Annotated in this window: 19 protein-coding genes; 10 read left to right on the forward strand and 9 right to left on the reverse strand. The window is 68.7% G+C overall.

Going from position 1 to position 22,935, the window contains the following annotated elements:
- Positions 1–456: 456 nt before the first annotated feature.
- Both AC0IWM_RS05955 and AC0IWM_RS05960 read left to right on the forward strand, forming a co-directional pair.
- Entirely contained in the window at positions 457–1,251 is a 795-nt protein-coding gene (locus AC0IWM_RS05955; RefSeq protein WP_471753526.1) for an ABC transporter permease, read from the forward strand.
- A gap of 553 nt (positions 1,252–1,804) precedes the next feature.
- Positions 1,805–3,004 (forward strand): IS256 family transposase, encoded by a 1,200-nt coding sequence (locus tag AC0IWM_RS05960; protein WP_471753527.1) that lies wholly within the window; start codon positions 1,805–1,807, stop codon positions 3,002–3,004.
- A 439-nt stretch (positions 3,005–3,443) separates the two neighbouring features.
- Here the strand turns inward: AC0IWM_RS05960 and AC0IWM_RS05965 are convergent, their stop codons facing one another.
- A complete protein-coding gene (locus tag AC0IWM_RS05965; protein WP_471753528.1) occupies positions 3,444–7,079 on the reverse strand; it encodes a rhamnosyltransferase WsaF family glycosyltransferase in 3,636 nt (1,211 codons plus the stop codon).
- Positions 7,080–7,466: 387 nt separating this feature from the next.
- Here AC0IWM_RS05965 and AC0IWM_RS05970 point away from each other — a divergent pair, with 387 nt between their 5' ends.
- Complete coding sequence (locus AC0IWM_RS05970; RefSeq protein ID WP_471753529.1) at positions 7,467–8,564, forward strand: O-fucosyltransferase family protein; 1,098 nt, start codon at positions 7,467–7,469, stop codon at positions 8,562–8,564.
- 58 nt (positions 8,565–8,622) lie between these two features.
- Here AC0IWM_RS05970 and AC0IWM_RS05975 read toward each other — a convergent pair whose 3' ends face one another.
- The gene (locus AC0IWM_RS05975; RefSeq protein ID WP_471753530.1) at positions 8,623–9,528 is read right to left on the reverse strand and encodes a ketopantoate reductase family protein; all 906 of its coding nucleotides are present in this window, start codon (positions 9,526–9,528) and stop codon (positions 8,623–8,625) included.
- Between the two features lie 343 nt (positions 9,529–9,871).
- Between AC0IWM_RS05975 and AC0IWM_RS05980 the strand changes: the two genes are divergently transcribed.
- The 4 genes from AC0IWM_RS05980 (at position 9,872) to AC0IWM_RS05995 (ending at position 11,758) form a co-directional block, all read left to right on the forward strand.
- The gene (locus tag AC0IWM_RS05980) at positions 9,872–10,405 is read left to right on the forward strand and encodes an Hsp20 family protein (RefSeq protein ID WP_471753531.1); all 534 of its coding nucleotides are present in this window, start codon (positions 9,872–9,874) and stop codon (positions 10,403–10,405) included.
- A 158-nt stretch (positions 10,406–10,563) separates the two neighbouring features.
- Positions 10,564–10,893, forward strand: coding sequence for a hypothetical protein (locus AC0IWM_RS05985; RefSeq protein WP_471753532.1), 330 nt, complete (start codon positions 10,564–10,566; stop codon positions 10,891–10,893).
- A 111-nt stretch (positions 10,894–11,004) separates the two neighbouring features.
- On the forward strand, positions 11,005–11,295 hold the full coding sequence (locus AC0IWM_RS05990) for a hypothetical protein (protein ID WP_471753533.1): 291 nt from the start codon (positions 11,005–11,007) through the stop codon (positions 11,293–11,295).
- A 67-nt stretch (positions 11,296–11,362) separates the two neighbouring features.
- The gene (locus AC0IWM_RS05995; protein WP_471753534.1) at positions 11,363–11,758 is read left to right on the forward strand and encodes a hypothetical protein; all 396 of its coding nucleotides are present in this window, start codon (positions 11,363–11,365) and stop codon (positions 11,756–11,758) included.
- Between the two features lie 175 nt (positions 11,759–11,933).
- On the opposite strand, the gene AC0IWM_RS06000 is transcribed toward AC0IWM_RS05995, so the two are convergent.
- Positions 11,934–12,311 (reverse strand): hypothetical protein, encoded by a 378-nt coding sequence (locus AC0IWM_RS06000; RefSeq protein WP_471753535.1) that lies wholly within the window; start codon positions 12,309–12,311, stop codon positions 11,934–11,936.
- 106 nt (positions 12,312–12,417) lie between these two features.
- Positions 12,418–12,831 carry a DUF1236 domain-containing protein gene (locus tag AC0IWM_RS06005; protein WP_471753536.1) on the reverse strand — a complete coding sequence of 138 codons (414 nt, stop codon included), beginning with the start codon at positions 12,829–12,831 and terminating at the stop codon, positions 12,418–12,420.
- Between the two features lie 241 nt (positions 12,832–13,072).
- On the opposite strand from AC0IWM_RS06005, the gene AC0IWM_RS06010 reads away from it, so the two are divergent.
- Both AC0IWM_RS06010 and AC0IWM_RS06015 read left to right on the forward strand, forming a co-directional pair.
- A complete protein-coding gene (locus AC0IWM_RS06010; RefSeq protein WP_471753537.1) occupies positions 13,073–13,693 on the forward strand; it encodes a pyridoxamine 5'-phosphate oxidase family protein in 621 nt (206 codons plus the stop codon).
- Between the two features lie 203 nt (positions 13,694–13,896).
- Positions 13,897–16,575: an MGH1-like glycoside hydrolase domain-containing protein gene (locus AC0IWM_RS06015; protein ID WP_471753538.1), complete on the forward strand. Its 2,679-nt coding sequence runs from the start codon at positions 13,897–13,899 to the stop codon at positions 16,573–16,575.
- Here the strand turns inward: AC0IWM_RS06015 and AC0IWM_RS06020 are convergent.
- The 5 genes from AC0IWM_RS06020 to AC0IWM_RS06040 all read right to left on the reverse strand — a co-directional run bounded on the left by AC0IWM_RS06020 (position 16,572) and on the right by AC0IWM_RS06040 (position 21,462).
- Positions 16,572–17,354, reverse strand: a complete 783-nt coding sequence (locus AC0IWM_RS06020; protein WP_471753539.1) for an ABC transporter ATP-binding protein — start codon at positions 17,352–17,354, stop codon at positions 16,572–16,574. The genes AC0IWM_RS06015 and AC0IWM_RS06020 overlap by 4 nt on opposite strands.
- Positions 17,348–18,418, reverse strand: coding sequence for an ABC transporter permease (locus AC0IWM_RS06025; RefSeq protein WP_471753540.1), 1,071 nt, complete (start codon positions 18,416–18,418; stop codon positions 17,348–17,350). The genes AC0IWM_RS06020 and AC0IWM_RS06025 overlap by 7 nt, the downstream gene beginning before the upstream one ends.
- A gap of 11 nt (positions 18,419–18,429) precedes the next feature.
- Positions 18,430–19,503, reverse strand: coding sequence for an ABC transporter substrate-binding protein (locus AC0IWM_RS06030; RefSeq protein WP_471753541.1), 1,074 nt, complete (start codon positions 19,501–19,503; stop codon positions 18,430–18,432).
- 66 nt (positions 19,504–19,569) lie between these two features.
- A complete protein-coding gene (locus AC0IWM_RS06035; RefSeq protein WP_471753542.1) occupies positions 19,570–19,839 on the reverse strand; it encodes a hypothetical protein in 270 nt (89 codons plus the stop codon).
- Between the two features lie 237 nt (positions 19,840–20,076).
- Complete coding sequence (locus AC0IWM_RS06040; RefSeq protein WP_471753543.1) at positions 20,077–21,462, reverse strand: FAD/NAD(P)-binding protein; 1,386 nt, start codon at positions 21,460–21,462, stop codon at positions 20,077–20,079.
- 329 nt (positions 21,463–21,791) lie between these two features.
- Here AC0IWM_RS06040 and AC0IWM_RS06045 point away from each other — a divergent pair, with 329 nt between their 5' ends.
- Positions 21,792–22,934: an acyl-CoA dehydrogenase family protein gene (locus AC0IWM_RS06045; RefSeq protein ID WP_471753544.1), complete on the forward strand. Its 1,143-nt coding sequence runs from the start codon at positions 21,792–21,794 to the stop codon at positions 22,932–22,934.
- The last annotated feature ends 1 nt before the right edge of the window (position 22,935 follow it).

The raw sequence follows: 22,935 nt of genomic DNA on the forward strand, positions 1-22,935 counted from the left end.
CTTCCGTCCCATGACAACATCCTCCACATGGCTCGAAGCCATACCTCAGGGAGGACCACTTTTCAGGAGGCAGGCCAGCGCATTATTCTTTACTCGCGGGTCCTATCACGGCTTTGAGCGGCATCCGATCAGCGTACGGTGTTTCCACGACCGCGAGTTAGTTAGACGGCCTATCCGGTGCGAGCTGCCGGCATCGCCTGCTTGCCTTGGCGAGGCTGATCCCGAAGCACTCGGCGGTTTAAATCCGCGAAAGCGTGAGCGCAACGGCGCCGATGGCGTGTTTGCGCTGGCTGGGGGATTTGGCTGAGGGCACTGGCGCTTTCCTTGCCCGAAACATTCTGAGGATGCCCGCCTGTTTTAAGCCGCTCAAATTACGCTCGGATCGTTCTAGAACCGCATTTCCGTCCATTTGGCGCCCTATCGCTCATGCGAACAGCGATGACATCGGGATAAACTATGCCTCCCCTAGAAAACGCAGGGCCGACAAAACGTAGCAACATAGAGGCCTACGTCCATGTCATCCGGGCTTTGATGCTCCGGGACATGCGGACCCGCTTCGGTGGCTCGTACTGGGGCTACGTAGTTGTCGTGCTTTGGCCGGTAGTCCACATTTTCGTCATTGTCGGAGTAATGATTTTCCGCGGCATGTCCTCTCCAATGGGCAATGATCCTATTCTTTTTGTTACGACCGGCGCGGTACCTATCCTAGTATTTCAATATACCTCTCGCGAAGCGATGAAGGCGGTTGTCTTGAATCGGCCTTTGATGTATTATCCGCAAGTTAAGTCGTTCGATGTGATGATTTCTAGGTTCTTCGTCGAGATCGTCAAGGGTTTCCAGGGGCTGATTATTATCGCCCTGATACTGCTTTGTCTTGGTGTCGATCCAATACCGACCGATCCTGCAATGTTGGTCGAAGCTTACTGCATGGCGCTTCTACTCGGTCTTGGGCTTGGCGCTGTCAATATCGGTATCATGTCGTTCTTTCCCGCCTGGTTGTGGGGCTATATCGTTGTAACCATCTCGATATATTTGACGTCGGGCGTTTTCTTTCTGCCCCATTTGTTGCCCGAGGAGCTATATCAGCTCATGAAGTGGAATCCGATGGTTCAGATCGTCGAGTGGTATCGACTTGCCTACAACCCTCAGCTCGGAGTTAGTGTTGATTATTTCTATGTCCTTGTATGGGGATTTGGATCACTATGCATAGGTTTGATCATGGAGCGAACCGTCGTGCGACGTTTTCTGTAATCTCATCTCCGGTCTCGGCCGGCTTTCGGTGGATTTTCTGATCAAAATCGATCCTGCCGCTATCCATTGAGATGGTGCTCGTTCGACCGAAAGATGTGCTGAGCGGGTGAGCGTAGATAGGGCAACGAGGGAACCATTCCCTCGACCCCGCCGGTCGACTCACTGCAGCGTATCGCATCCGCCCCTTCTGCCGGATCGGCCTGCCGGAAAGCGGATGAGCGCTTCAAAATGTGCTCAGCCAACGCAAGTCGCTAATCGTAGCAAAATCAGTGCATGAGGCATATTGGTCCCACGCCGCTGACTTGGCACTAGCGCTCTCGCTGCAGCTGAGCGCATCACGGCTGCATTGTGCAAACCTACCAGGTTCGCATTTAAATGAGGCGTTGGTTACTCAGGGCTCTCTCGAAACGTGCCCTCGAAGGCAGTACAGGCAGCCCCTCGCGCCTCTTCGCCCGTTCGTGTTTCCGGGTGTGGTGTAGCTGAGGGATGGTCATCGGCGGTTGCCGGTTAGGGTCGGGTTGCGACGACTAACCCCAAACCCGAGAACCTCCCGATGAGCGACGAGATGATGGCCCAGCGCGGGCTGATGGAGAAGGGTGCCGACGCCGATCTGCTACGCGAGATGATCGGCTTTGCCGCCGAGCGGCTGATGGAGTTGGAGGTAGGCGGCCTGACCGGGGTGGCTCACGGCGAGAAGAGCGCCGAGCGGCTGGTCCAGCGCAACGGCTACCGCGACCGGGACTGGCGGACGTGGGCCCGCAAGGTGGAGCTGCGTATTCCGAAGCTGCGCAAGGGCAGCTACTTCCCCGGCTTTCTGGAGCCGCGGCGGATGGCCGAGAAGGCGCTCACGGCATTGATCCAGGAAGCCTACATCCAGGGGCTCTTGACCCGGTCCGTGGATGATCTCGTCCAGGCGTTGGGTGGTACGGGCGTGTCGAAGAGGCAGGTCTGGTGCAAGTGCCACAAAATCGACGAGCGCGTGGGTGCGTTCCTCGACCGGCCGATCGAGGGCGAGTGGCCGTATCTCTGGATCGACGCGACCTACGTGAAGGTCCGCCATGACGGCCGGATCATCTCGGTGGCGGTGATCTTGGTGGTCGGTGTCAACAGTGATGGTCGCCGCGAAGTGCTCGGCATGGATGTCGGTCCATCAGAGGGCGAGACGTTCTGGACGGACTTCCTGCGCAAGCTCGCCCGGCGCGGCCTGCGCGCGGTCAAGCTCGTGATCTCTGACGCCCACGAGGGCATGAAGGCCTCGGTGGCCAAAGTGATGAACGCGGCCTGGCAACGCTGCCGCGTCCACTTGATGAGGAACGTGCTCGCCCACGCCGGGCGCAGTGGGCGGCGCGTCGTCTTCACCTTCATCGCCACGGCGTTTGCGCAGGACGACGCTGACGCGGCCCGTCAGCAATGGCGGCGGGTGGCCGATCAGCTCAGGCCCAAAGTGCCCAAGCTCGCCGCCCTGATGGACACAGCCGAACCCGACGTACTGGCCTACATGGAGTTTTCGTTCGCCCACCGGGTCAAGCTCCACTCCACAAACCTCCTCGAACGCCTGAACGGTGAGATCAAACGCCAGACTGAGGTCTTGGGCATCTTCCCCAGCGACGCTGTCATCACCCGCCTCGTCAACACAATCCTGCAAGAACAAAACGACGAGTGGGTTGTCCAGCGCTCCCGCTACATGACGCTGGAAAGCATCGCTCTAATCGGCGATGATCCCATCGTCAGCCTGCCGACCCTGGCAGCTTGATCCGCCCGGCTCAAGCCGGTGATCATGGTGGCCGTCACTGAGCTACAACACGCCGAGGGACACGATCAGTTCGCCCAACACCGATCTACGCGCAAACAGGGATGTTGCACGCAGTAAAGCCTCCGGGCGAAGCCGCGCAAGCGACGCGTGAGAACGCAGACGTTCGGCGATACGCTGGCGGTTTGAGCGTGAGACTAGATCGCGCGCTATTCCGGAAAGCGGATCACTGATCGCGAGCTGCTCGAATTTTCATCCGCTGGTCCCACGCGTCGTGGCTCGGCCTCGTGCAAGACCGGGGTGTCGAGCGGAGTAGCCGAAGGCGCGCTTGGAGGATTAGCGCCTCACCATACGCGCCTCAGGAAAGCGAGCATCGGCTTCATGCGCTTCCTCCGCTTGTCTCCGCTCTTGGACCCAGTTGATGCGTAAGGGGCCCGAGATCTCACTCCTGGGCAGCGATCGTCGATAAGCGGTTGGATGGACTGGCAAGATCTAAGCCGGCCTTGCGTCCCTCCACGGTCGCGCGATTTTGCTGGAATCGACGCTGACGGACGAGTTCGGGAATCCCCGTGTGCAGAGCGAACGCCCGGTCGCGCTCGTTCATACCGTTGATCGCCGCCTCCGAGTCCCGGTGGAGCTCGATCCCGAAACGTTCGGCCCAGAACCGGCCCTCTGTGGCCGAGACAGCGTATTGCTGCTTCACGTCGAAGGCGTGGGAGTGGTAGACCACCGCTTCGTCGACATAGGCCTTCTGGAAGCCAAGGCGCAGGGCCTCCGCCGCCCAGATCTGGTCCTCGCCCCAATCCACCTCGGGATAGGGCAGAATCTTCCAGGCTTCCCGGGACATCGCCGAATTGTTGTCGGAGTAGAAGTGCATCGTCATCCCCCAGCTCTGACCGCCGGGGTAGAAGTAGCTCGGCAGGCCGCCGTCGCGATCGATCACGTCGGGCAGCAGCGCGAGGCCGTCGAACATCTCCTGCATGTCGCGGCGAGTGAAAGGGTCATGTTCAGGGTAGGCCTCGTGTCGACCGATCACCCCCGCAATGCGCGGACCCCGCGCGAAGCCGCCGATCAGGGCCGACAGCCAGTGCGCGTCCTTCGGACAGGCATCCTGGGTGATGATCGCGACGTAGTCGCCCTCGGACCGGGCGATCCCAAGATTGCGTGTCCGGCCGTGCTGGAAGTCCGACTTATCGATCGTCTCGACCCGGAACGGGTTGCCGCGCTCGCGGACGCGCTCCGTGGTGCCGTCCGTCGAGCCGCTGTCGATGACAAGCACGTCGTAGGGGAATTCGCAATTCTGGCGGGACAGCGCGTCGAGGACGCGGGTGAAGTCCGAGCCGGCATTGTAGGTCGGGATGAAGACCGTGGCACGGGTGCCTTTCAGCGAGGCGGGCGCGGGAAGCGTCCCGAAGGAGACCGGTGTGAAGCCGTTCTCGCCGAGCCGCTCCAGGAGGGCGCCCTCCAATACGCGGGCGCTGCGTTCCCAGGAGGTTGCCTGCGTGAAGGCGAAGCCCCGCGCCCGTTGCAGGGCTTGGCGATCCCGATCGGCGGCGAGGCTCTCGATCGCATCGGCGATGGCATAGGGCATCGGCCCCGCGAAAGTGACCTCGTCGTTCTTGAAGATTGCCCGGGTGCTCTCGGTGTCGATCTCGATGACCGGAAGGCCGCAGGCCATCATCTCCAGCGGAATCAGCGAGTAGTTCGTCGTCGAGAAGACCACGCCGAGGTCACAGGAGCGGTAGAGCTCGCCGAGCTCCGTCGGCGTCAGGATTCCGTGCTGAACATGCGGGAACGCATCGTCGAACTGCAGGTCCGCCTCGCCGAACAATTCGGCCCGGAAGGGAAATCCGCGCTGCTGCAACAAGGCGAAGGCAGCGAAGCCGAGCGTGACCGCCCGGCGCGGCGTGTAGCGGCGTGCATAGAAGGCGATCCTGAGCGGCCGGTCGGCGAGCGCGGGCAGCGTCTTGCCCGGAAAATACACGTCGTGGTCGGCACAGAGCTCCCAGGCCCGCGCCCAACCGCCGCGCGCCTGCATACGCTCGAGGAGCCAGGTCCCGGCACAGAGATTGGCGAACCCAAAATCGTAGGTGGCCTCGGCGATCAATGCGAGGTCCCCGGTGGCATGAAAATAGGGCTCGAAGTCCTGGATCAGGTAGAAGCGTTCCTTGACGTTCTGCACCTGCGCCACCGGATAGGCCGTCCAGCAATCCGTCGCGATGATCACGTCGGCCGAGATCTGCCGCACGTCGTCCGGCAGGAAGCGGACATGGACGCGCGATCCGATCGGCCGATACCATCGCTGGATCAAGCGTTTAGCCAGTGCCTGATCGGCGAAGTGGCCGGCATTCTGCAGCCAGAGGGTCTGGTGGTGTCCGAAGCGCTCGAGACACTCGACGAGTCGGAAGATTGTCATGTGGCCACCGGCGCCACCCTGCGCGAAGGCGGGCAGGATCCAGTGCACGTCGAGGGCGCCCGGATTGTAGAGGCGGCTGACGGGCGCCACTGGGAGCGGCGGACGACGGGCGATCCGCGGCGTATCCCGCGGCCAGAGCGTCGCTGGCCGGCTGGCGCTGCTCTCGCGATCAGGCAGCCCTGAGACCGGAATCAATCGTTCCCGTCGCTCGGTCATGTAGTTGCGCACCGCGTAGCCCGAGGCGCGCACGACCAGCGTCATGATCCGCTCCAAGGCGTGCGCGAGCGTCAGGTCGACCTGATCCGCCTCCTCCTCGAATCGCTCCAGGGTCGTCAGCGCGTCGGCGAGCCGCGCCAGGCCTGCGGTCCGGTACCAGGCCATCGACCCCGCCGGGTAGTCCGGCTGGATGCCGGCATCGACCGGAAGTCCGAGGACGTCGAGGAAGTCGCTGATCGCGCGGCTATTCTGCTCGGCATTCACGTATTCCCGGATTCGGTAGAAATTGCGCGGATACAGGCAGCCGAGCTTCGGGTCCGCAGCGAAGCGCTCAAGGACCCAGTCGACCAGCGCCTCTGATCCCAGGGTCTGATCGAAGAGGTAATGCCGCCATTCCGCGCCCCAAGGGACGTGGGTGCTGACCTTGGTGTGCAGATGTAGGACGATGTCGAACGCGCGCCAGATGTCCTGGCACCCGACCAGGAAGGGGGCGATGTCGCGGCCCCGGTTCGGCACAACCCGGATCTCGGTGGGCTGCACCACCGAATGCCGGGCCAGGGCGCGGGCGATGAACTGCGCATCGGCCGAGGAGACGGTGGTGAGGACGAGGGTGGCGCTCGTCGGCAGGTTGCGGAAGCCCGGAATTAGCTCCTTGATCAGCTCCGGGTAGAAGCAATGCGCATGGACGCAGAGGCGCATCGCCGGCGCGGCGGCCTGGACGGAGTGGTTTTCCACGTCGACGGAGAGCGACTCGGCGTTGGCCGTTTGGGGGACGGTGCGCTGTACCTGCTCGTGATAGGTGTCGACGAGGCTTTTGCCGCGCGCCCCCTGCCAAACAACCGTCCGGTGATAGAAGTCGGTATCGAAGCCCGAGGCTGGATCCCGGTGCTCGAACTGTCCCATGTGAATGAAGTGCTGCAGCGGATCGATCTTTGCTGCCGCGACGTCCGAGTTGTGGGACACGTAGAAGTCGGCATCGAAGACCGACTGGAAGGTTGCTTCGGCCACCCTAGACGTCGTCGGCCGAGGCGCGGATTGATCGCGCCAGTGGTAGCTCCCGTAGAGTTCGACACAGTGCTCCGCTGGCGTCTTTTGTGTGACGTCGAGGGTCGGATGCGCGGCAACGAAGCCCTGGACGTCGAAGTCATCCGATGGCTTACGCAATTCGGGGCCGCCGTCCAACAGGTAATGGATCAGTGGATTAATACCGAAGTCTTGGACGTCGCGGTAGACACTGAGGTAGAACGGCGTGTCGAAGAAGGGTGACGGATTGAAGCCCATCTTCCAGCCGACGGTATAAAAATGCCGTTCCGCGCTGATATAGCGGCTCAGGCCGTAGCTCTTCCTGTAGAAATTTTTGTTGAACAGGACTGTCTTGCGAATCAAGCGAATATGTCGCTGAAAAGCTCTCCTCTTCCGCAGAAACTTCATGCCGATCCAAACCATGTTATGGAAAGTGAGACGCCTAGGTCCGGGATATGGTCTCGTCGAGAAAACGCCCGGAGACCTTCCCGCATCTGCCGGACCGGACACGGGCCGCCCGTGTTGCGCAGGCCCCCGATCCGAGTATGGCCTGTTAGCACTCGGCCTTTGCCGGCGGCAATGCATCGTGGACCGGGCGCCGTGCCGCTAGGCGAGATTCGCGCACGGTGTTGGTTTCCCGCTAGGCGGCCGACACCATGAGGTTGTTGTCTCGGTCGCTTCTGTCCTGGCGATCGTCGCGGGTCTTCGGTATTCCGACCCGTGTCGGGGTGCGATGGGCTTCCGGAGATCGGCTCCCTGGACCGGGCGGTTCGGTTTCGTGGTCGTCGCTTCTCAGTTCATGGACGTCGAATGAAAGCAATCTACACGGCGCGCGGTGATGGCCTCGGCACCCGGATGCTGTCGGCACTCTATGCCCGCATTCTAGCGCAACATCTCGGCCTGCCCGTAAAGGTGATCTGGTCGCCGCTGGGCGGTGCGAACATCTATGCCGATTACGTGCTGATGCACCCCAGATTCCTGCTCGAGATCTTCGCCGATCGGTCGATGTTCATCGACCCCGACCCCGACCTTTGTGGAGAGATCCTGACGAGCGAAGAGGCCGCGCATATCAGGCTTCGAAGCTTGTATCATTCTCAAAACAAGCTCTCCGGTTTGAGTCGCCAGGAACTGCCTGTTGCCTTGGATGCGTCCGAGGATCTGCTCTACGATTTTCCGGGGCGGCTCATCGACTTCATGTCCACCGAGATCGACCTGGGCAGCGCTCTCGCCGCTGCGTGGCTAAAGGTGAATTGGAGCGCGCCCGTCCGCGACGCCATCGCAACCGTCAGCAGGCGCATCGACCTCCCGACCTGCACCGCAGTTCACGTCCGCCGGGGCGACATTCTCGATGTCGTCAATCGCGGCGACCTGGAGCATCTCGTCAATGACGGGATGATGCAGATCCTGCAGCGCTACACGCCCCTGAGTGCCTTCTACCGGCAGATCGACACGTCAATGCAGTCGGGCGACATCCTGGTCTGCACGGAGGACGAGGATGTGGTGCGTCGATTCGGCGATCGGTATGGACGGTCACGCGTCGCCTCGAGCGTCGGGCTCGATCTGACCGAGAATCAGCGGGCGGCCACCGATCTGCTGCTGCTCTCGAAGGCTCGGCAGATCTTCGCGCCGGCCGTCAGCTACTTCTCGCATTGCGCCGCCGCCGTGAGCGGGGCCCGTCTCACGAACACGGCCTGGGAGCTTGGAGCGAGCATCGACGAGATCCTGGCCTTCGTCGATCGCAGCGATGCCACGCGGGTGCGGCAGATCTCCGCCATCGCCTATGCCGCCGCGAGCCGCCTGGTCGCCGCGCAGGACCCGAGCCTCGCGGGACGCTTCCGGGCCCAGGCTCTGACCTTCGACGAAGGACTGTCCCGCCGCGTGCTGGGCGAGCACGAACCGACGGCTTGAGCCGGTACGCCCTGTCCTCGTCCGCGCCGGCGAGCGGTCCGGTGGGTTCGGGTGCGGCTCACGGTCCTCCGGGCGCGCCCCGTATCTCGGCCGCCCGAACCAGCGCCGTCAGCGCCTGATTGACCGGTGTGGCGAGGCCGGCCGCCTGGCCTTTTCGCAGGATGAACCCGTTGAGATGGGCGATCTCGCTGGGCCTGCCCCGCGCCAGATCCTGGGCGGTGGAGGAGACCTGGTCCGGCATGGTCGCCGCGAGGGCGAGGACCTGGGCCAGGATGTCGGGCGCGACCGCGATGCCCGAGGCTTTCGCGACGGCGACGCATTCGGCTACGAGATCGGACATCATGGCGTCGATGCCGGGTACGGCGAGCAGGCGGCCGTAGGGAAGCTGCGTGATCGCCGAGAGGGCGTTGTAGGCGCAGTTGACGATCAGCTTGCCCCAGAGGGCGTCGAGGGCGCGCTCGGAGACCTCCGTCGGGATGCCGGCGGCGGCGAACAGGGCGGCCACCGCCTCGCTGCGGGGGAACGGACCCATCACCACGTCGCCGCGGCCGTTATGCCGGACGTGGCCGGGTCCCGGCATCCCGGTGGCGACGTAGACGGCCACCGGCACCACCGGCCGGCCGAGCACCGCCTGCAGCCGCTCCGGGTTGTCGACCCCGTTCTGGAAGCTCAGCACCGCCGCGTCCGGCGCCAGGAACGGGGCGATCGCCCGCCCGACCGTCTCGGTGTCGCCGGACTTGACGCAGAACAGGACCAGATCGGCGCCGGCCACCCCCGATGCCTCGGTGGTGGCCCGCAGGGGCACGGCCTGCCGACCGGTCGCGGTCTCCAGGAGAAGGCCGCGCGCCCGGATCGCGTCCACATGGACCGCCCGTCCGACCAGGGTGACGCTCGCCCCGGCGCGCGCCAGCAGCCCGCCATAATAGCACCCGACCGACCCCGCCCCCATCACGGTGACCTTCATCCCGTCGTCTCCCTGCGTTCGATCCGGCCGCGAAGGCTTAAGGGAGGGCGATGCCCGCGGCCAGCGCTCCCCCTGCCCCGTTTCCCACGGCCGGCGCCCGGGCGGCCGTCCTGCCCGCGCGGATGTCGCCAGGACGACGGACAGAACCAGGACGACGGACAGAAGAGGTCGCACCGGGCCGGGCAGCCCGGCCGGAGCAGGCTCGGCCAAAAAAATGGGTTCCGGCAGGAACCCGGCCCGAACGTCCGCGTTACGCGCGTGCGAGGCTCGATGGCTCGCGATGGGCGCCGGCTCACGGGGCCGGTGTCCCTCGTCATCACGTTGCTCAACGGAGGATGTGGTCATGAGGACTTACGATGTGTCGCCCCTGTTCCGGTCTTCGGTCGGTTTCGACCGGCTGTTCGACCTGCTGACCCAGGCCGAGCGGGTGGAGGCTTCCACGGCCTGGCCGCCCTACAACATCGAGAAGGCGGCCGATGACAGCTATCGCATCACCATGGCGGTGGCCGGCTTCACGCCGGATGAGATCGAACTCGTCCAGCACGACACCACCCTGCTGGTCTCGGGCCAGAAGAAGGGCTCGGAGGGCGAGCACCAATACCTGCATCGGGGCATCGCCGCGCGGTCGTTCCGCCAGACCTTCAGCCTGGCCGAGCACGTCACCGTGCTGGGGGCCGCGCTGGAGAACGGCCTGCTCACCGTGACGCTCGAGCGCGCGGTGCCCGAGGCCCTGAAGCCACGCCGCATCGCGATCGGCTCCACGCCGGGCGCCGTCGGACAGGACAATGCGCCCGCCCGGATCGCGGAGACGATGGCCGACGCGGCCGAGGGCGGCCGCCAGGAGATTCCGCGCGTCGGGCGCCCCGAGGCGGCCTGAGCGGGCGCGCGGTCCTGGCGACCAGCCCATCGATCCCGTGCGGATCGGCGGGGTCGCTACACGACACGAATACGACGCGGCGGACGCGGGCCCTCGATTCGCGCCCGCCGATCCCTTGCTCATCCAGCGATGCCTTGCTCACGAGAGAGGAGGATTCCATGCCGCTGTCGGACACCACGATCGAGCGCCTCGGACCGCTCGCCTCGGCCACGCTCCGGGCGACGGCCGTCGATCCCTTCGAGGCCTTCGTCGCGCCGGGCGACGTCTTCCGGCACCCCCGCGAGGTGCTGACCTATCCCGGCCTGTCGCAGGCGGAGAAGCGGGCCGTCCTGGCCTCCTGGGCCTCGGATTCCCGCGCCGTGGATTCCTGCCCGGCCCTGCGCTGCCTCGAAGGGTGCCGGGCCGAGCCGGTGCCCCTCGATGCGGTGCTCGCCGCGCTCCAGGCCCTGGACGGGGTCGCGCCCGCCCCGGCCGATGGCCTCAACTGAGCAGGGAGGTGCGGCATGCCGACCTTCCCTTTGCCGACCTTCCCTTTCGGGAATCGGCCGCGCGGAACCCGGCCGATCCGGATCCGGCGTCGACCGGACGTGCGCCGGTGGGTGGCTGCGCCGGGACGCCAAGCCGATGCGGCGCGCCTCGTCGACGGAATCCTGACGACGGGCCTCTGCGTCGGGCTCGCCGCGCTCCTGCCGACCGCGCAGATGGGGCCGGCGCTCGCGGCCCTTCTCGGTGCGGCCGGCTCCGTCTGGCTTGCCGTGGCGATCTCCGGCGACGCGATGGCCTTCGGTGCCCGGCGCGAGAACGCCTGGGACTCGACGGCCTGGGACATCGCCCTGGTCTCCCTCGCCGCCAGCGTCGGCGTGCGGATGATCGCGCCGCTCGGCCTCTGATCGGACGCGCGAGGCAGCCATGAACGCAGCCACGAATGCAGCCATGAACACACCGATGAACGCTCCCATGAACACGCGCGATCTCGCAGTCCGACCCGGGCCGTCGGAGCCCCGGCGCGCGCTCGTGCCGGGGCGCGCGCCCGTGGCCGATCCCGCGCGCCGCGATCCGGATTGGGAGCGGGCGCTGATCAACCCGGCCGCGGTGTTCGGCACCGTACGGGCCGTGCTCGACCACCCGCGCCTGATGCGCGGCTTCAAACGGGAGGTCCTGCGGCGCTGGGCCTGGGACGAGCACCTCAAGGAGGTGGCGGCCGCCGAGGGCATGGCGGAGGGGGAGCCCTCGCGCCTCGACGAGGTCAGGGCCGCGCTCCTCAGCCTCGACGCGATCTGGCGGCCAAAGCCGTCGGCCCCCGCGGCGGCGATCCCGCTCCTGCGCGAGACGGACGAGCGCCTCGCCGCCTGAGATCCCCCGTCGCAGCCGAGCCAGGGGCAGGTGCCGCTCGGGCCTGTCCGGCCGGCTGCGCGCTCGAACGCGCCCGCCCCGGCCTGCCCTTGCCGCCGGCGAGTGCGAACGAGGCCGCCGGCAGCGCTGTGCGTCGGGTCTCGGGCCGGCAAGCCGGCCGCGAGACGTGAGCGGGTCAGTCGTAGGGATCGTAGGCCGGTCCGTAGCCGTAGCCGACCGGGCGCGGACCGAAGCGGCGGGGGCCGTAGAAGTCCTCGCGCTCGACCACGACGTCGCGGATCACGGGCCGAGGCCGATAGACCACCGGCGGCTCCTCGATCACCTCGCGCAGGATGCGGCGCGGCGGCGCCGGCCGCTCCACGACGACCTCCCGGACGATCTCGCGGGGCGGGAGGACGACGCGCCGTTCCACCACCGTGCGGCGGGTCACCACCGTCTCGGGCGCATCGTCAGCGTCGTAGCCGTAATCGGCGGCCCGGGCGGCCGGAGAACCCAGGAGCGCTCCGGAGAGGAGTCCGGCGGCGGCGAGCCCAGCCAGTGCGATCTGTCTCATGCTCTCGAATCCTTTTCGTCATCGAACAGGGCCGCGCGGGGGCGGCCATGCCCGATAACGCGAAGGGACGGCGTTTGGCCGATTCTCGGCTTGGAATCCGGCGTGGTCAGTCGATGACCTCGACCACGCGGCGGGTGCCCGGCTCGACCAGGACCGGGTGGTCGTTGACGATGGTGTAGTTGTAGCCCTTGAGCGCGAATTCCGCCGGGACGTCGTAGTAGACCACCCCGTCCTCGGGCAGCACCGCGCCGACCCGGACAATGCCCTGGTAGGCGTAGGACGGGCGCCGCTCGGCGCTGGCATAGATCCGGAAGCGCTCGCGCCGGTCGACGCCGAGGATGCCGTTGGCCGTGCCGACGGCGGCGCCGATCGCGCCGCCGACCACCGCCCCGAGGGGCCCGGCCGCCATCTCGCCCCGGGCGGCCCCTTTCTGCGCGCCCTGGACGAGACCCTGCGCCTGGGCCGAGCCGAGACTGGCCAGGACGAGAGCCGAGGCGGCGGCGAGACACTTGAGCATCATGGGGACGGTTCTCCGGTCGAATCTTCGCGCAGGCGGGGCTTGGATGCAGGCAGGGTTCGGGGCATGCCTGCGAGCGGGCAACGCGGGTCGCTGCCTCCGGTGCCGGCCGCAAGGCCGACAAAGGCGGCCCGTGGCACGGCGGACACAGCGGCGTCACGGGCCTCGGTCATGGCTGAATCCAACCGGGTTCGGCGGCGGCGCCCGCGCCTGCCGCGCACCGAGCAAACGGGGAGAGGGACCGATGGCGGCCGTCGAGACGATCGAAGAGCTGGAGCGCATCTACGGAGCCTTCGGCGCCGTCGGCGAATCCTCGACGGCCAAGGTCGCCGACCACATCACCGCCGATTACGGGCGCTTCATCGCGGTCGCGCCCTTCGTCGCCCTGGCGACCGTCGGCCCGGAGGGGCTGGACTGCTCGCCGCGCGGCGATGTCCCGGGATTCGTCCGCGTCGCCGACCCCCGCACCCTCGTCCTGCCGGACCGGCGCGGCAACAACCGGATCGACAGCCTGCGCAACGTCGTGCGCGACCCGCGGGTCGGCCTGATGTTCCTCATCCCGGGCATCGGCAACGCGCTGCGCGTCAACGGCCGGGCCGTGATCGAGGACGATCCGGCCCTTCTCGAGTCCTTCGCGGTCGACGGCAAGGCGCCGCGCACCGCGATGGTGATCACGGTGGGCGAGGTCTATTTCCAGTGCGCCCGGGCGCTGATCCGCTCGGGCCTGTGGCGCTCCGACAGCCAGGTCGAGCCCCGATCCCTGCCGAGCCCCGGCCGGATCCTCGCCGGGCTCAGCGACGGGCGCCTCGGCGGCGAGGCCTACGACGCGGCCTGGGCCGAGCGGGCGCGGCAGACGATGTGGTGAAGGCCGCGGCGTGATCCGTTCGGCGCGGGAATGCGAATTCGCACCGCGCCTGGCCGGCTTGGCGCTGATGATGCATCAGAGCCGCCTCCGTCCCGAAGTCCCCCGGACCCGATGATCGCCCTCCTCTCTCGTTCCTCAGCCGATTCGGCCGACCGCCCTGCCCCGCCCGCGACCGGGACGGCGCGCGGCGCAGGGAGGCCCGCATGAGCGAGCTCGACGGCTGGGCCGAGCGCCGCCGCATCGCCGAGCAGGGGCGCGGGGAGCGGCCCTGGTCCCTCTGGGGGCCGTATCTCAGCGAGCGCCAGTGGGGCACGGTGCGGGAGGATTACAGCCGGGACGGCAATGCCTGGCGCTCGCTGCCGCACGACGAGGCGCGCTCGCGGGCCTATCGCTGGGGCGAGGACGGGCTCGCCGGCCTCTGCGACGAGCGCGGGCAGATGTGCCTCGCCCTCGCCCTGTGGAACGGGCGCGACCACATCCTCAAGGAGCGCCTGTTCGGCCTCGCCAACGAGGAGGGCAATCACGGCGAGGACGTGAAGGAGGTCTACCACTACCTCGACGCGGTCCCGAGCCACGCCTACCTCAAGTTCCTCTACCGCTATCCCCAGGGGGCCTACCCCTACGACGAGCTCGTGCGCGAGGGCCTGCGGCGCGGCCGCGACCAGCCGGAATACGAGATCGAGGAGACCGGGCTGTTCGCCGAGAACCGCTTCTTCGACGTCACCATGGAATACGCCAAGGAGGATGTCGACGACCTCCACGTGGTGATAACGGCGGTCAACCGCGGCCCCGAGCCGGCGGAGCTGCACATCGTCCCGCAGCTCTGGTTTCGCAACACCTGGTCCTGGCGCGAGGAGGCGGCGAAGAACCGCCCCAGCCTCACCCTGTGCGCCGACGGCGGCGTCGCCTGCGATCATCCCCGCCTCGGGTCCTACCGCCTGAACTTCGACGGCTATCCGGACCCGCTCTTCTGCGAGAACGACACCAACCTGCGCCTGCACGGCTGGGAGCCCGACGCCCCCGGGCCGTTCAAGGACGGCCTGCACGCGGCGATCGTCGACGGCGACGACGGCGCCGTGCGGCGCGATGCGGGCACCAAGGTCGGGCTGCACTACGAGCGGCAGCTCGAGCCGGGAGAGACCACCCGGGTCAGCCTGCGGCTCTCGGCCGGACCGCGCCTGCGCCCGGTCGATCGCGAGGGCACCATCGTCCATCGCCGGATCGCGGAGGCCGACGCCTTCTACGATTCCCTCCAGGACGGCATCGGCGACGCCGATTCCCGCGCCATCTACCGGCAGGCCGCCGCCGGCCTGATCTGGTCGAAGCAGCTCTACGCCTACGACGTCCGGCTCTGGCTCAAGGGCGACCCGCTCCAGCCAGTACCGCCCAAGGAGCGCGACGGCGGCCGCAACGTGCACTGGCGCCACTTCGCGGCGGCCGACGTGCTCTCGATGCCGGACAAGTGGGAATATCCCTGGTTCGCCGCCTGGGACCTCGCCTTCCACTGCCTGCCGCTCGCGCTGCTCGACCCGGACTTCGCCAAGAAGCAGCTCCTGCTCCTCACCCGCGAATGGTACATGCATCCGAACGGTCAGCTGCCGGCCTACGAGTGGGAATTCGGCGACGCCAACCCGCCCGTGCATGCCTGGGCGACCTACCGGGTGTTCGAGATCGACCGCGACCGGCGCGGCGGGCGCGGCGACCTCGCCTTCCTGGAGGGCGTCTTCCACAAGCTCCTGATCAACTTCACCTGGTGGGTGAACCGCAAGGACGCGGACGGCCGCAACGTCTTCCAGGGCGGCTTCCTCGGCCTCGACAATGTCGGGGTGTTCGACCGCTCGCGCCCGCCGCCGGGCTTCGGCCGCATCCACCAGGCCGACGGCACCGCCTGGATGGCGATGTACGCCCTCAACATGATGCGCATCGCCCTGGAGCTGGCGCTCCACAACGACGTCTACGAGAGCACCGCCTCGAAGTTCTTCGAGCACTTCCTCCTCATCGCCGAGGCCATGACCGACATGGGCGGCGAGGGCTTCGGCCTCTGGGACGAGGAGGACGAGTTCTATTACGACGAGGTCGACATCCCCGGCGGCGGCATGCTGCCCCTGCGGGTCCGCTCGGTGGTCGGCCTGGTGCCGCTCTTCGCCGTCGAGGTGATCGAGCCCTGGGTGCTCCAGCGCCTGCCCGATTTCGCCCGGCGCCTGAACTGGATCCTGGAGAACCGCCCCCACCTCGCCCGCCTGGTCTCGCGCTGGGACGAGGGCGGCGTGCAGGACCGCAAGCTGCTGTCGCTGCTGCGCGGCCACCGGATGAAGGCGCTGCTGCGCCGGATGCTCGACGAGGCCGAGTTCCTCTCGGCCCACGGCATCCGCTCCCTCTCGAAGGCGCACCGGGACCAGCCCTACGCGCTCAACGAGTTCGGGGCCTCCTTCACCGTGCGCTACGACCCGGCCGATTCCACCTCGAACATGTTCGGCGGCAACTCGAACTGGCGCGGTCCGGTCTGGATGCCGATGAACTACCTCATCATCGAGGCCCTGCGCCGCTTCCACACCTATTACGGCGACGACTTCCTGGTGGAGTACCCCACCGGCTCCGGCGAGCACCTGACCCTGGCCGCCATCGCGGACGCCCTGGAGGACCGGCTGATCGCCCTCTTCGCCAAGGACGCGGAGGGCCGCCGCCCCGTCTTCGGCGACCGCCCGCCGATCCCGCCGGCCCCCGGCGCCGAGGAGGCGCTGCTCTTCCACGAGTTCTTCGACGGCGACACCGGCCGCGGCCTCGGCGCCTCGCACCAGACGGGCTGGACGGCGCTGATCCTGAACCTGCTGCACACCCGTGCCCGCCGGGCCTCCGCGCCGGCGCCCGGCGGCCCGTCCTAGGCGTCGTGCCCGAGGATCGCCAGGATCTCCCGGCGCCGGCGGATCAGGTCGGGATCGTCCCGGTGACGCGGATAGGGCGCGTCGTTGGCGATGTCGGCGCGGATGCGCGCCGGGCGGTCGCTGAGGACGATGACCCGCTGGGTGAGCACCAGCGCCTCCTCCACGTCGTGGGTGACGAGGATGGCGGTCAGCCCGGTCTCCTGCCAGAGGCGGACGAGCTCGCCCTGCAGGGTCAGGCGGGTCAGGGCGTCGAGCTTGCCCAGGGGTTCGTCGAGGAGGAGCAGGCGCGGATCGTTGACCAGTGCCCGGGCCAGTGCGGTGCGCTGGGCCATCCCGCCGGAGAGCTGGTGCGGATAGGCCTCGGCGAAGCCCGAAAGGCCGACCCGCTCCAGCGCGGCATCGACCCGGTGGCGGTTGTGGCGCAGCAAGCCGCGCGCCTCGAGGCCGAGCGACACGTTCCCCCGCACCGTCCGCCAGGGATAGAGCGTCGGGTCCTGGAAGACGAGGAGCCGGCTCGGATCGGGGCCGGCGATGGCCGCGCCGTCGAGGTCGAGGCGCCCGGCATCGGGCGGTTCGAGGCCGGCCGCGAGGCGCAGCAGGGTCGACTTCCCGCAGCCCGAGGGTCCCAGCAGTGCGACGAAGGCGCCGGGCTCGATCGTGAGGTCGATCCGGTCGAGGACGGGCAGCGGCGCGCCCTTGATCAGGAAGGCGTGGGAGACGGTGCGGATGTCGAGCGCCGCGCCGCGGGGCGTCACGGGCGCGAGCGGGGCGGCTACCATTGGACGAGGCCTTTCTGCCAGGACAGCACCCGGTCGCGCAGGCGGAACAGCAGGGTGATCAGGCTGGAGCACATCAGCGCCATGGCGATGAGCGCGGCGTACATGTTGGCGTAGGCCGCCCAGCCCTGCGCCCATTGCAGGTACCAGCCGAGGCCGGACTTCACGCCGAGCATCTCGGCCACCACCAGCACGGCGAAGGAGGCGCCGAGCCCCATGAACAGCCCGACGAAGACGTGCGGCAGGGCCGCCGGGATCGCCACCTTGCGGATCAGGAAGCTCTGCGACGCCCCGAGGGTGCGGGCGACGTCGTAGTAGGATCTGTTGGCCGCCGCGATCCCCGACCAGGTCAGGACCGTGACCGGAAAGCCCGTGGCCAGCGCCACTAGGAAGGTCGAGGCCGACCAGGACGAGGGAAACACGAAGAAGGCCAGGGGCAGCCAGGCGGTGGCCGGCAGCGGGCCGACGAAGCGCAGGACGGGATGCACCCAGTAGCCGGCCCTGCGCGACCATCCCACCGCGACGCCGAGGCCGAATCCCGCCAGCGCCCCGAGCACGTAGCCCCCGGCCAGGAGCTTCAGGGAGGCCAGGATGCTCCCGCCGAGCTTCGGCCCATCCTCGAGGAAGACCTCGAGGATGGCCTGGGGCGGCGGGAAGAACGGCATCGGCAGGAGGGCGTACTTCGCCGTGACCAGCTCCCAGGCGATCAGGCCGAGGCCGAGCACGAGGAGCCACGGCCCCCAATGTCCGAGGCGTGCGCCGGGGTGCCCGAGCCGGGTCCGGACGAGACCGGCCAGGATCAGGAGGCCGCCGAGGGCCGCGGCGCCCTGGGCGAAGACCGCCGTATAGGGAAAGTCCCCGTCCTCGGGCAGGCCGAGGCTGACCGCCGCGACGCTCAGCCAGGCGGCCCCGGCGGCGACCAGGCTCCACCCGATCGCACCGGTGCGGCGCAGGCCCGCGGCCGCATCGCCGATGCGCGGCCGGGCCGGATTCTTCGCAGCGCCCCGCGCGGCGGCTGGCCCGGCGGAGTCGCGTCGCGGCAGGGCGTTCGAGAGGGCGCTCGTCATGCTCGCGCCCCTCAGCTCAGCACGTCGGCATAGACGCGATCGGCGAACTTCGCCGTGTCGGTGCTGCGGCGCAGGACGTTCACGCGCTTCAGCTCGTCGCCGTAGAGGGCGATCTCCTGCTTCAGCGTGGCGCCCACCGGGGCATGGCCGTGGGTGTGGCTGCGCAGCATCGCCGCGAGGTCCGCCACGGAGCCCTTGCCGCCGTAATTCGAGAAAACGCGGGCGGCCTCCTCCGGATCGGCATGGACCCGATGGCCGCCGGCCAGCACCGCACGGGTGAGCGCGGTGGCGACGGCCCGGTCGTTGCGGATCAGGCTGCCGCGCAGGGCCACGACGCAGCAGGAGCGGTTGGCGTAGATCCCGGTCAGGTTGGTGGCGACCTCCGTGAGGCGGGAATCCTTGAGCCAGATCCAGGTGCGCGGATCGGAATCGGCCAGCGCCTGGGCCTCGCCCTTCTCCACCGCGAGGTTGAGGAGGTCGGAGGGGTAGGGCCGCCACTCGACCTCGCGCTCCGGGTCGATCCCTGCATCGGCGAGCAACAGCGCGAAGAAGTTCTTGGCCGGGCTCGCGTGATCGCTGATCGCGATGGTCTTGCCCTTCAGGGAGGCGACGTCGCTGATGCCGGCGGACTTGGCGCCGAGCAGGCGCAGGCAGCCGCCATGCAGGCCGGCGGTGATCTTCACGTCGAAGCCCTGTTCCAGGGGCTTGAGCCAGCGCAGAGCCATGCCGATGCCGGCATCGGCCTTCCCGGTGGCGATGGCCTCCAGCAGCGCCTCGGTCGAGCCGCCGAAATTGATGAATTCCACGTCGAGGCCGTGCGCGGCGAAGATCCCGCTCTCCTTGGCGACCGGCGCGGAGGCCGTGCAGATCGCGTTGGCGTTCCAGGCCAGCTTGATCGGCCGCAGCGGACCGGTCGCGGCGCCGGTCTCGGCCGCGGCCCGGCACAGCGGTCCCGGATCGAAGGGCAGGCTGGGACCGGGTCCCCAGGCTCGCCCCGCGCCGGAGGCGAGGCCCAAGGGCAGGGCCGCCGCGACCGAAGCGCCGGCGCGCAGGAGGCGGCGCCGGGACAGGAGGGCATGCGTCATCGTCGTCTCCGAGGCTCGCGGGAGCCCGATCCGTCAGGTTGGTCGGTAGGTCGGTCTGGGGGGGCGTCAGCCGATGGGCTGGCTCAGGTAGGCCACCATCATCTCGGCGACGGCCCGGTCGGCGTAGTCCGATTCGCTCTCGCGCCAGGCGACGGGAAAGGCCTCGACGACCCGGCGGCCGGCCAGAAGCGCGGAGAGTTCGTCGGGCAGGAGCCCGTTCTCGAGTGCCGCGGCGACGGCGGCCCGGCCGTAACTGCGCCGGGCTTCGCGCGATCCGAGCAGGAGCGCGGGGCCGGCCGGCCCGGCCGGCTCAAAGGCTGTGGTGTGAAAGCTCATGGTCGTCGTCCCTGCCGAAATGTCTGCCTCTCTCCGTCGCGTCGGTGTCTACGCGGCGGCAACAGAGGGCGGGACGGCGGGATTGATGAAGCGGCTGGGTCATCGGATCGTCTCTGGTCGGCGGCGTGTGGGGACCGCCGATCGTCTTGAAAATAGCCGCGCTGGACGGGAATGTGCTTCCAAAGATCTGCCGGAACGGAGAGCGGCGTCGCACCGAGGGGCGATTCGACGAAAGGCTCAGGCGGCCAGGCGATCGCCCAGCCGGTCGGCCACCGCGCGGGCCAGGGGGCGGGCCGCGTCGCGAATGTCCGGCACCGCGATGCATTCCCAGATCACGCCGCGCAGCATCGGCCCGAAGGCCCAGACCGGGGCGTCGGTCGGCTGGCCGGCGACCCTGCCGTCGGGGCCGGCCGCGATCCCGAGGCCGAACGGACCGGGCCGGACGAGGCCGCGGGCCAGCAGGTTGCGGATCAGCGGGTCGCCGGTCTCGGCGAGCCGGCTGAAGCCGGTGGCGTCGAGGATGCCCTGGGCCTCGATCCGCTCGCGGCCGTCGGTGCCGCGCGGGCGGATCGTCACCAGCGCCCGGTCCGGCGCGTCGTCGATGGCGAGGATCCGCGCCGCCCGGACGACGAGGCTCCCCCGCCGGATCTCGTCCGCGATGGCCTCCGCCGCCGGGGGCGCCGTGCGGTGGCGGTGCACGTCCCAGTAGGGGCGGACGTGGCGCAGGATCCGGGCCTGCTCGGCCCGCGGCAGCCCGGTCCAGAGGGAATCGGTGATCGGGCGCAGGGCGTCGATGACCCCGCGCCAGTCGGCGCCGGCTTCCCGGGCCGCCGCGACCTCGCGCCGGACGGCGGCGAAGAGCTGTCGCGCCGAGGCGCGGATCTCGGGGCTGAAATCAGGACGCCGGCCGACCGGGACGGCGGCGTGGGGCTTCGGCAGCAGACCCCGGCGGGACACGGCCACGACCCGGCCGGCGAAGCCCTCGCGGCGCAGGGCCGCCACCGAATCCATCATGGTCAGGCCGGTGCCGACCACCAGCACGTCGCCCCCCGGATCCAGGGCGCCGAACGCCTCCGGGCGCCACGGATCGAGCCGGTGCCGGCTCCGCGCGATTTCGGGACCTGGCAGGTTGCCCATGGCCAGGACGAGGCCGGCGACCCGCCGGGGCGGAACGCCTTCCCCGTGCAGGACGAAGCCCTCCGGCACCGGCTCCACATCGACGATCGCGGCCCTGTCCGCGACGAGGCGGTCGCCCGCCCCTTCCGCCAGCCGGGTCCAGCGCTCGGACAGGTAGCGGCCGTACAGCCCCCGCGACGCGAAGGTGCCGGCCTCGGTCTCGCGCAGGCCCATGCGCTCGGTGGGGTCGAGCTCGGCCCGGACCAGCCAGTCCGAGAAGGCCCCGGCTTGCTCCGGGTCGGCGCTCATCTGCGTCGCCCGCAGGTTGAGAAGATGGTCCGGGTTGAGGGTCGAATAGGCCAGCCCGAGGCCGAAGGCATGGCCCCGCTCGCAGAGCAATACGGCGCGGTCGGGCGGCAGGACGCGCAGCAGCTGCTCCGCCGCCATCATGCCGCTGAAGCCGCCGCCGATGACCGCGATGGGCAGCGTCCGGGACGTCGGTCTCATCGTCATGGCTCCCGCAGCGTCGCATCCTTGCCCGGCTCATACGGACGTTCTTTTTAGAGAACAAGCGGCGAGGCCAGCGGGTGAGATGCGAAAGCTGTGGCGGAGTTCGAAGCGCAGTTCTCGCCAAAAAACCCGATCTGCGTGAAACCTTCTCGATCGGCTCGGTTTCTCGAAAGGCTTTCCTCCGAACGCGCGTTCTGAAAAACGAACGTTCTCGTTGACTCACGGCGGCGGGAACGGGACGATGGAGACGTCGCACGGCCCTTCGAACGAGCCGGCGAGATCCCGCTCCGGCGGCCCCCGAAACGTCGAGAGCACACACCCGCCCGATGCCGCCCGTTTCCACCCCGCCCGCGTCCGTCGCCGGCCTCGCCGCGCGCTTCGCCGCGCGGGCGGAAGACCACGACCGCGCCGGGCGTTTCGCGCACGAGAACATCGCCGACCTGCGGAAGGCCGGGCTCCTCGGCCTGACCGTGCCGGAGCGGCTGGGCGGCGCCGGGGCCGGCCTCGAACGGGCCGCGGCGACGATCGGAGCCCTCGCGCAGGGCGACCCGTCGACGGCCCTGGTGCTGGCGATGCACCTCATCCAGCAGGCGCTGATCGCCCGCGCCGGATCGTGGCCCACCGGCCTCGCGGACCGGGTCGGGCGGGCCGCCGTCGCGGAGGGCGCCCTGATCAACGCCCTGCGGGTCGAGCCGGATCTCGGGACGCCGGCGCGGGGCGGCATCCCGTCGACGGTGGCGCGGGAGACCGCCGACGGCTGGCGTGTCACGGGCCGCAAGATCTACTCCACCGGCAGCCCCGCCCTCGCCTACGGGCTCGTCTTCGCCCGAACGGAGGACGCCGCGCCGCGCATCGGCAACATCCTGGTGCCGATGGATGCGCCGGGTGTGCGCGTGGTCGAGAGCTGGGACCATCTCGGCCTGCGCGCCAGCGGCAGCCACGACGTGATCCTGGAGGATGTCCGGGTGCCGCACGACCATGCGGTGGACCTGCGCGCGCCGGAAGGCTGGCGGGCCCCCGATCCGGACCAGCAGGCCTGGAACGCGGTGCTGATCGCCGCCCTCTACGACGGCGTCGCGCGGGCGGCCCAGGATTGGCTCGTCGCCTTCGCCACCGCACGCCGTCCGGCGAGCCTCGGCGACAGCCTCGCCGCCCTACCCCGCTTCCAGGAGGCGGTCGGCGAGAATGCGCGGCTCCTGTCGCTCGGCGCCCGACTCGTCCGCGGGATCGCCGCGGAGGTGGATCGCGGTTCCACGCCCGCACCGCAGGAATCCGGCTTCCTCAAGCTCACCGTGACCGAGAACGCCATCGCGGTGGTGCAGCGCGCGGTGGAACTCTCCGGCAATCCCGGCCTGTCCCGCGCCAACCCGCTGGAGCGCCACCTGCGCGACGTCCTGTGCGGGCGCATCCACTGGCCCCAGGGCGATGCCGTGCGCACGGCCGCCGGCCGGGCCGCGCTCTCCCGCTGAC

The sequence above is a fragment of the Methylobacterium sp. AC433 genome (assembly GCF_979253015.1).

What these genes read in the sequence shown, in the direction of transcription:
- AC0IWM_RS06025 (WP_471753540.1), bottom strand. Translation starts at nt 18,418, where the DNA reads ATGACGAGCGCCCTCTCGAACGCCCTGCCGCGACGCGACTCCGCCGGG.
- AC0IWM_RS05965 (WP_471753528.1), bottom strand. Translation starts at nt 7,079, where the DNA reads ATGGTTTGGATCGGCATGAAGTTTCTGCGGAAGAGGAGAGCTTTTCAG.
- AC0IWM_RS05975 (WP_471753530.1), bottom strand. Translation starts at nt 9,528, where the DNA reads ATGAAGGTCACCGTGATGGGGGCGGGGTCGGTCGGGTGCTATTATGGC.
- AC0IWM_RS06035 (WP_471753542.1), bottom strand. Translation starts at nt 19,839, where the DNA reads ATGAGCTTTCACACCACAGCCTTTGAGCCGGCCGGGCCGGCCGGCCCC.
- AC0IWM_RS06040 (WP_471753543.1), bottom strand. Translation starts at nt 21,462, where the DNA reads ATGAGACCGACGTCCCGGACGCTGCCCATCGCGGTCATCGGCGGCGGC.
- AC0IWM_RS05970 (WP_471753529.1), top strand. Translation starts at nt 7,467, where the DNA reads ATGAAAGCAATCTACACGGCGCGCGGTGATGGCCTCGGCACCCGGATG.
- AC0IWM_RS05985 (WP_471753532.1), top strand. Translation starts at nt 10,564, where the DNA reads ATGCCGCTGTCGGACACCACGATCGAGCGCCTCGGACCGCTCGCCTCG.
- AC0IWM_RS06020 (WP_471753539.1), bottom strand. Translation starts at nt 17,354, where the DNA reads ATGGTAGCCGCCCCGCTCGCGCCCGTGACGCCCCGCGGCGCGGCGCTC.
- AC0IWM_RS05995 (WP_471753534.1), top strand. Translation starts at nt 11,363, where the DNA reads ATGAACACGCGCGATCTCGCAGTCCGACCCGGGCCGTCGGAGCCCCGG.
- AC0IWM_RS06005 (WP_471753536.1), bottom strand. Translation starts at nt 12,831, where the DNA reads ATGATGCTCAAGTGTCTCGCCGCCGCCTCGGCTCTCGTCCTGGCCAGT.
- AC0IWM_RS06000 (WP_471753535.1), bottom strand. Translation starts at nt 12,311, where the DNA reads ATGAGACAGATCGCACTGGCTGGGCTCGCCGCCGCCGGACTCCTCTCC.
- AC0IWM_RS06015 (WP_471753538.1), top strand. Translation starts at nt 13,897, where the DNA reads ATGAGCGAGCTCGACGGCTGGGCCGAGCGCCGCCGCATCGCCGAGCAG.
- AC0IWM_RS05960 (WP_471753527.1), top strand. Translation starts at nt 1,805, where the DNA reads ATGAGCGACGAGATGATGGCCCAGCGCGGGCTGATGGAGAAGGGTGCC.
- AC0IWM_RS06010 (WP_471753537.1), top strand. Translation starts at nt 13,073, where the DNA reads ATGGCGGCCGTCGAGACGATCGAAGAGCTGGAGCGCATCTACGGAGCC.
- AC0IWM_RS05955 (WP_471753526.1), top strand. Translation starts at nt 457, where the DNA reads ATGCCTCCCCTAGAAAACGCAGGGCCGACAAAACGTAGCAACATAGAG.
- AC0IWM_RS05980 (WP_471753531.1), top strand. Translation starts at nt 9,872, where the DNA reads ATGAGGACTTACGATGTGTCGCCCCTGTTCCGGTCTTCGGTCGGTTTC.
- AC0IWM_RS06030 (WP_471753541.1), bottom strand. Translation starts at nt 19,503, where the DNA reads ATGACGCATGCCCTCCTGTCCCGGCGCCGCCTCCTGCGCGCCGGCGCT.
- AC0IWM_RS06045 (WP_471753544.1), top strand. Translation starts at nt 21,792, where the DNA reads ATGCCGCCCGTTTCCACCCCGCCCGCGTCCGTCGCCGGCCTCGCCGCG.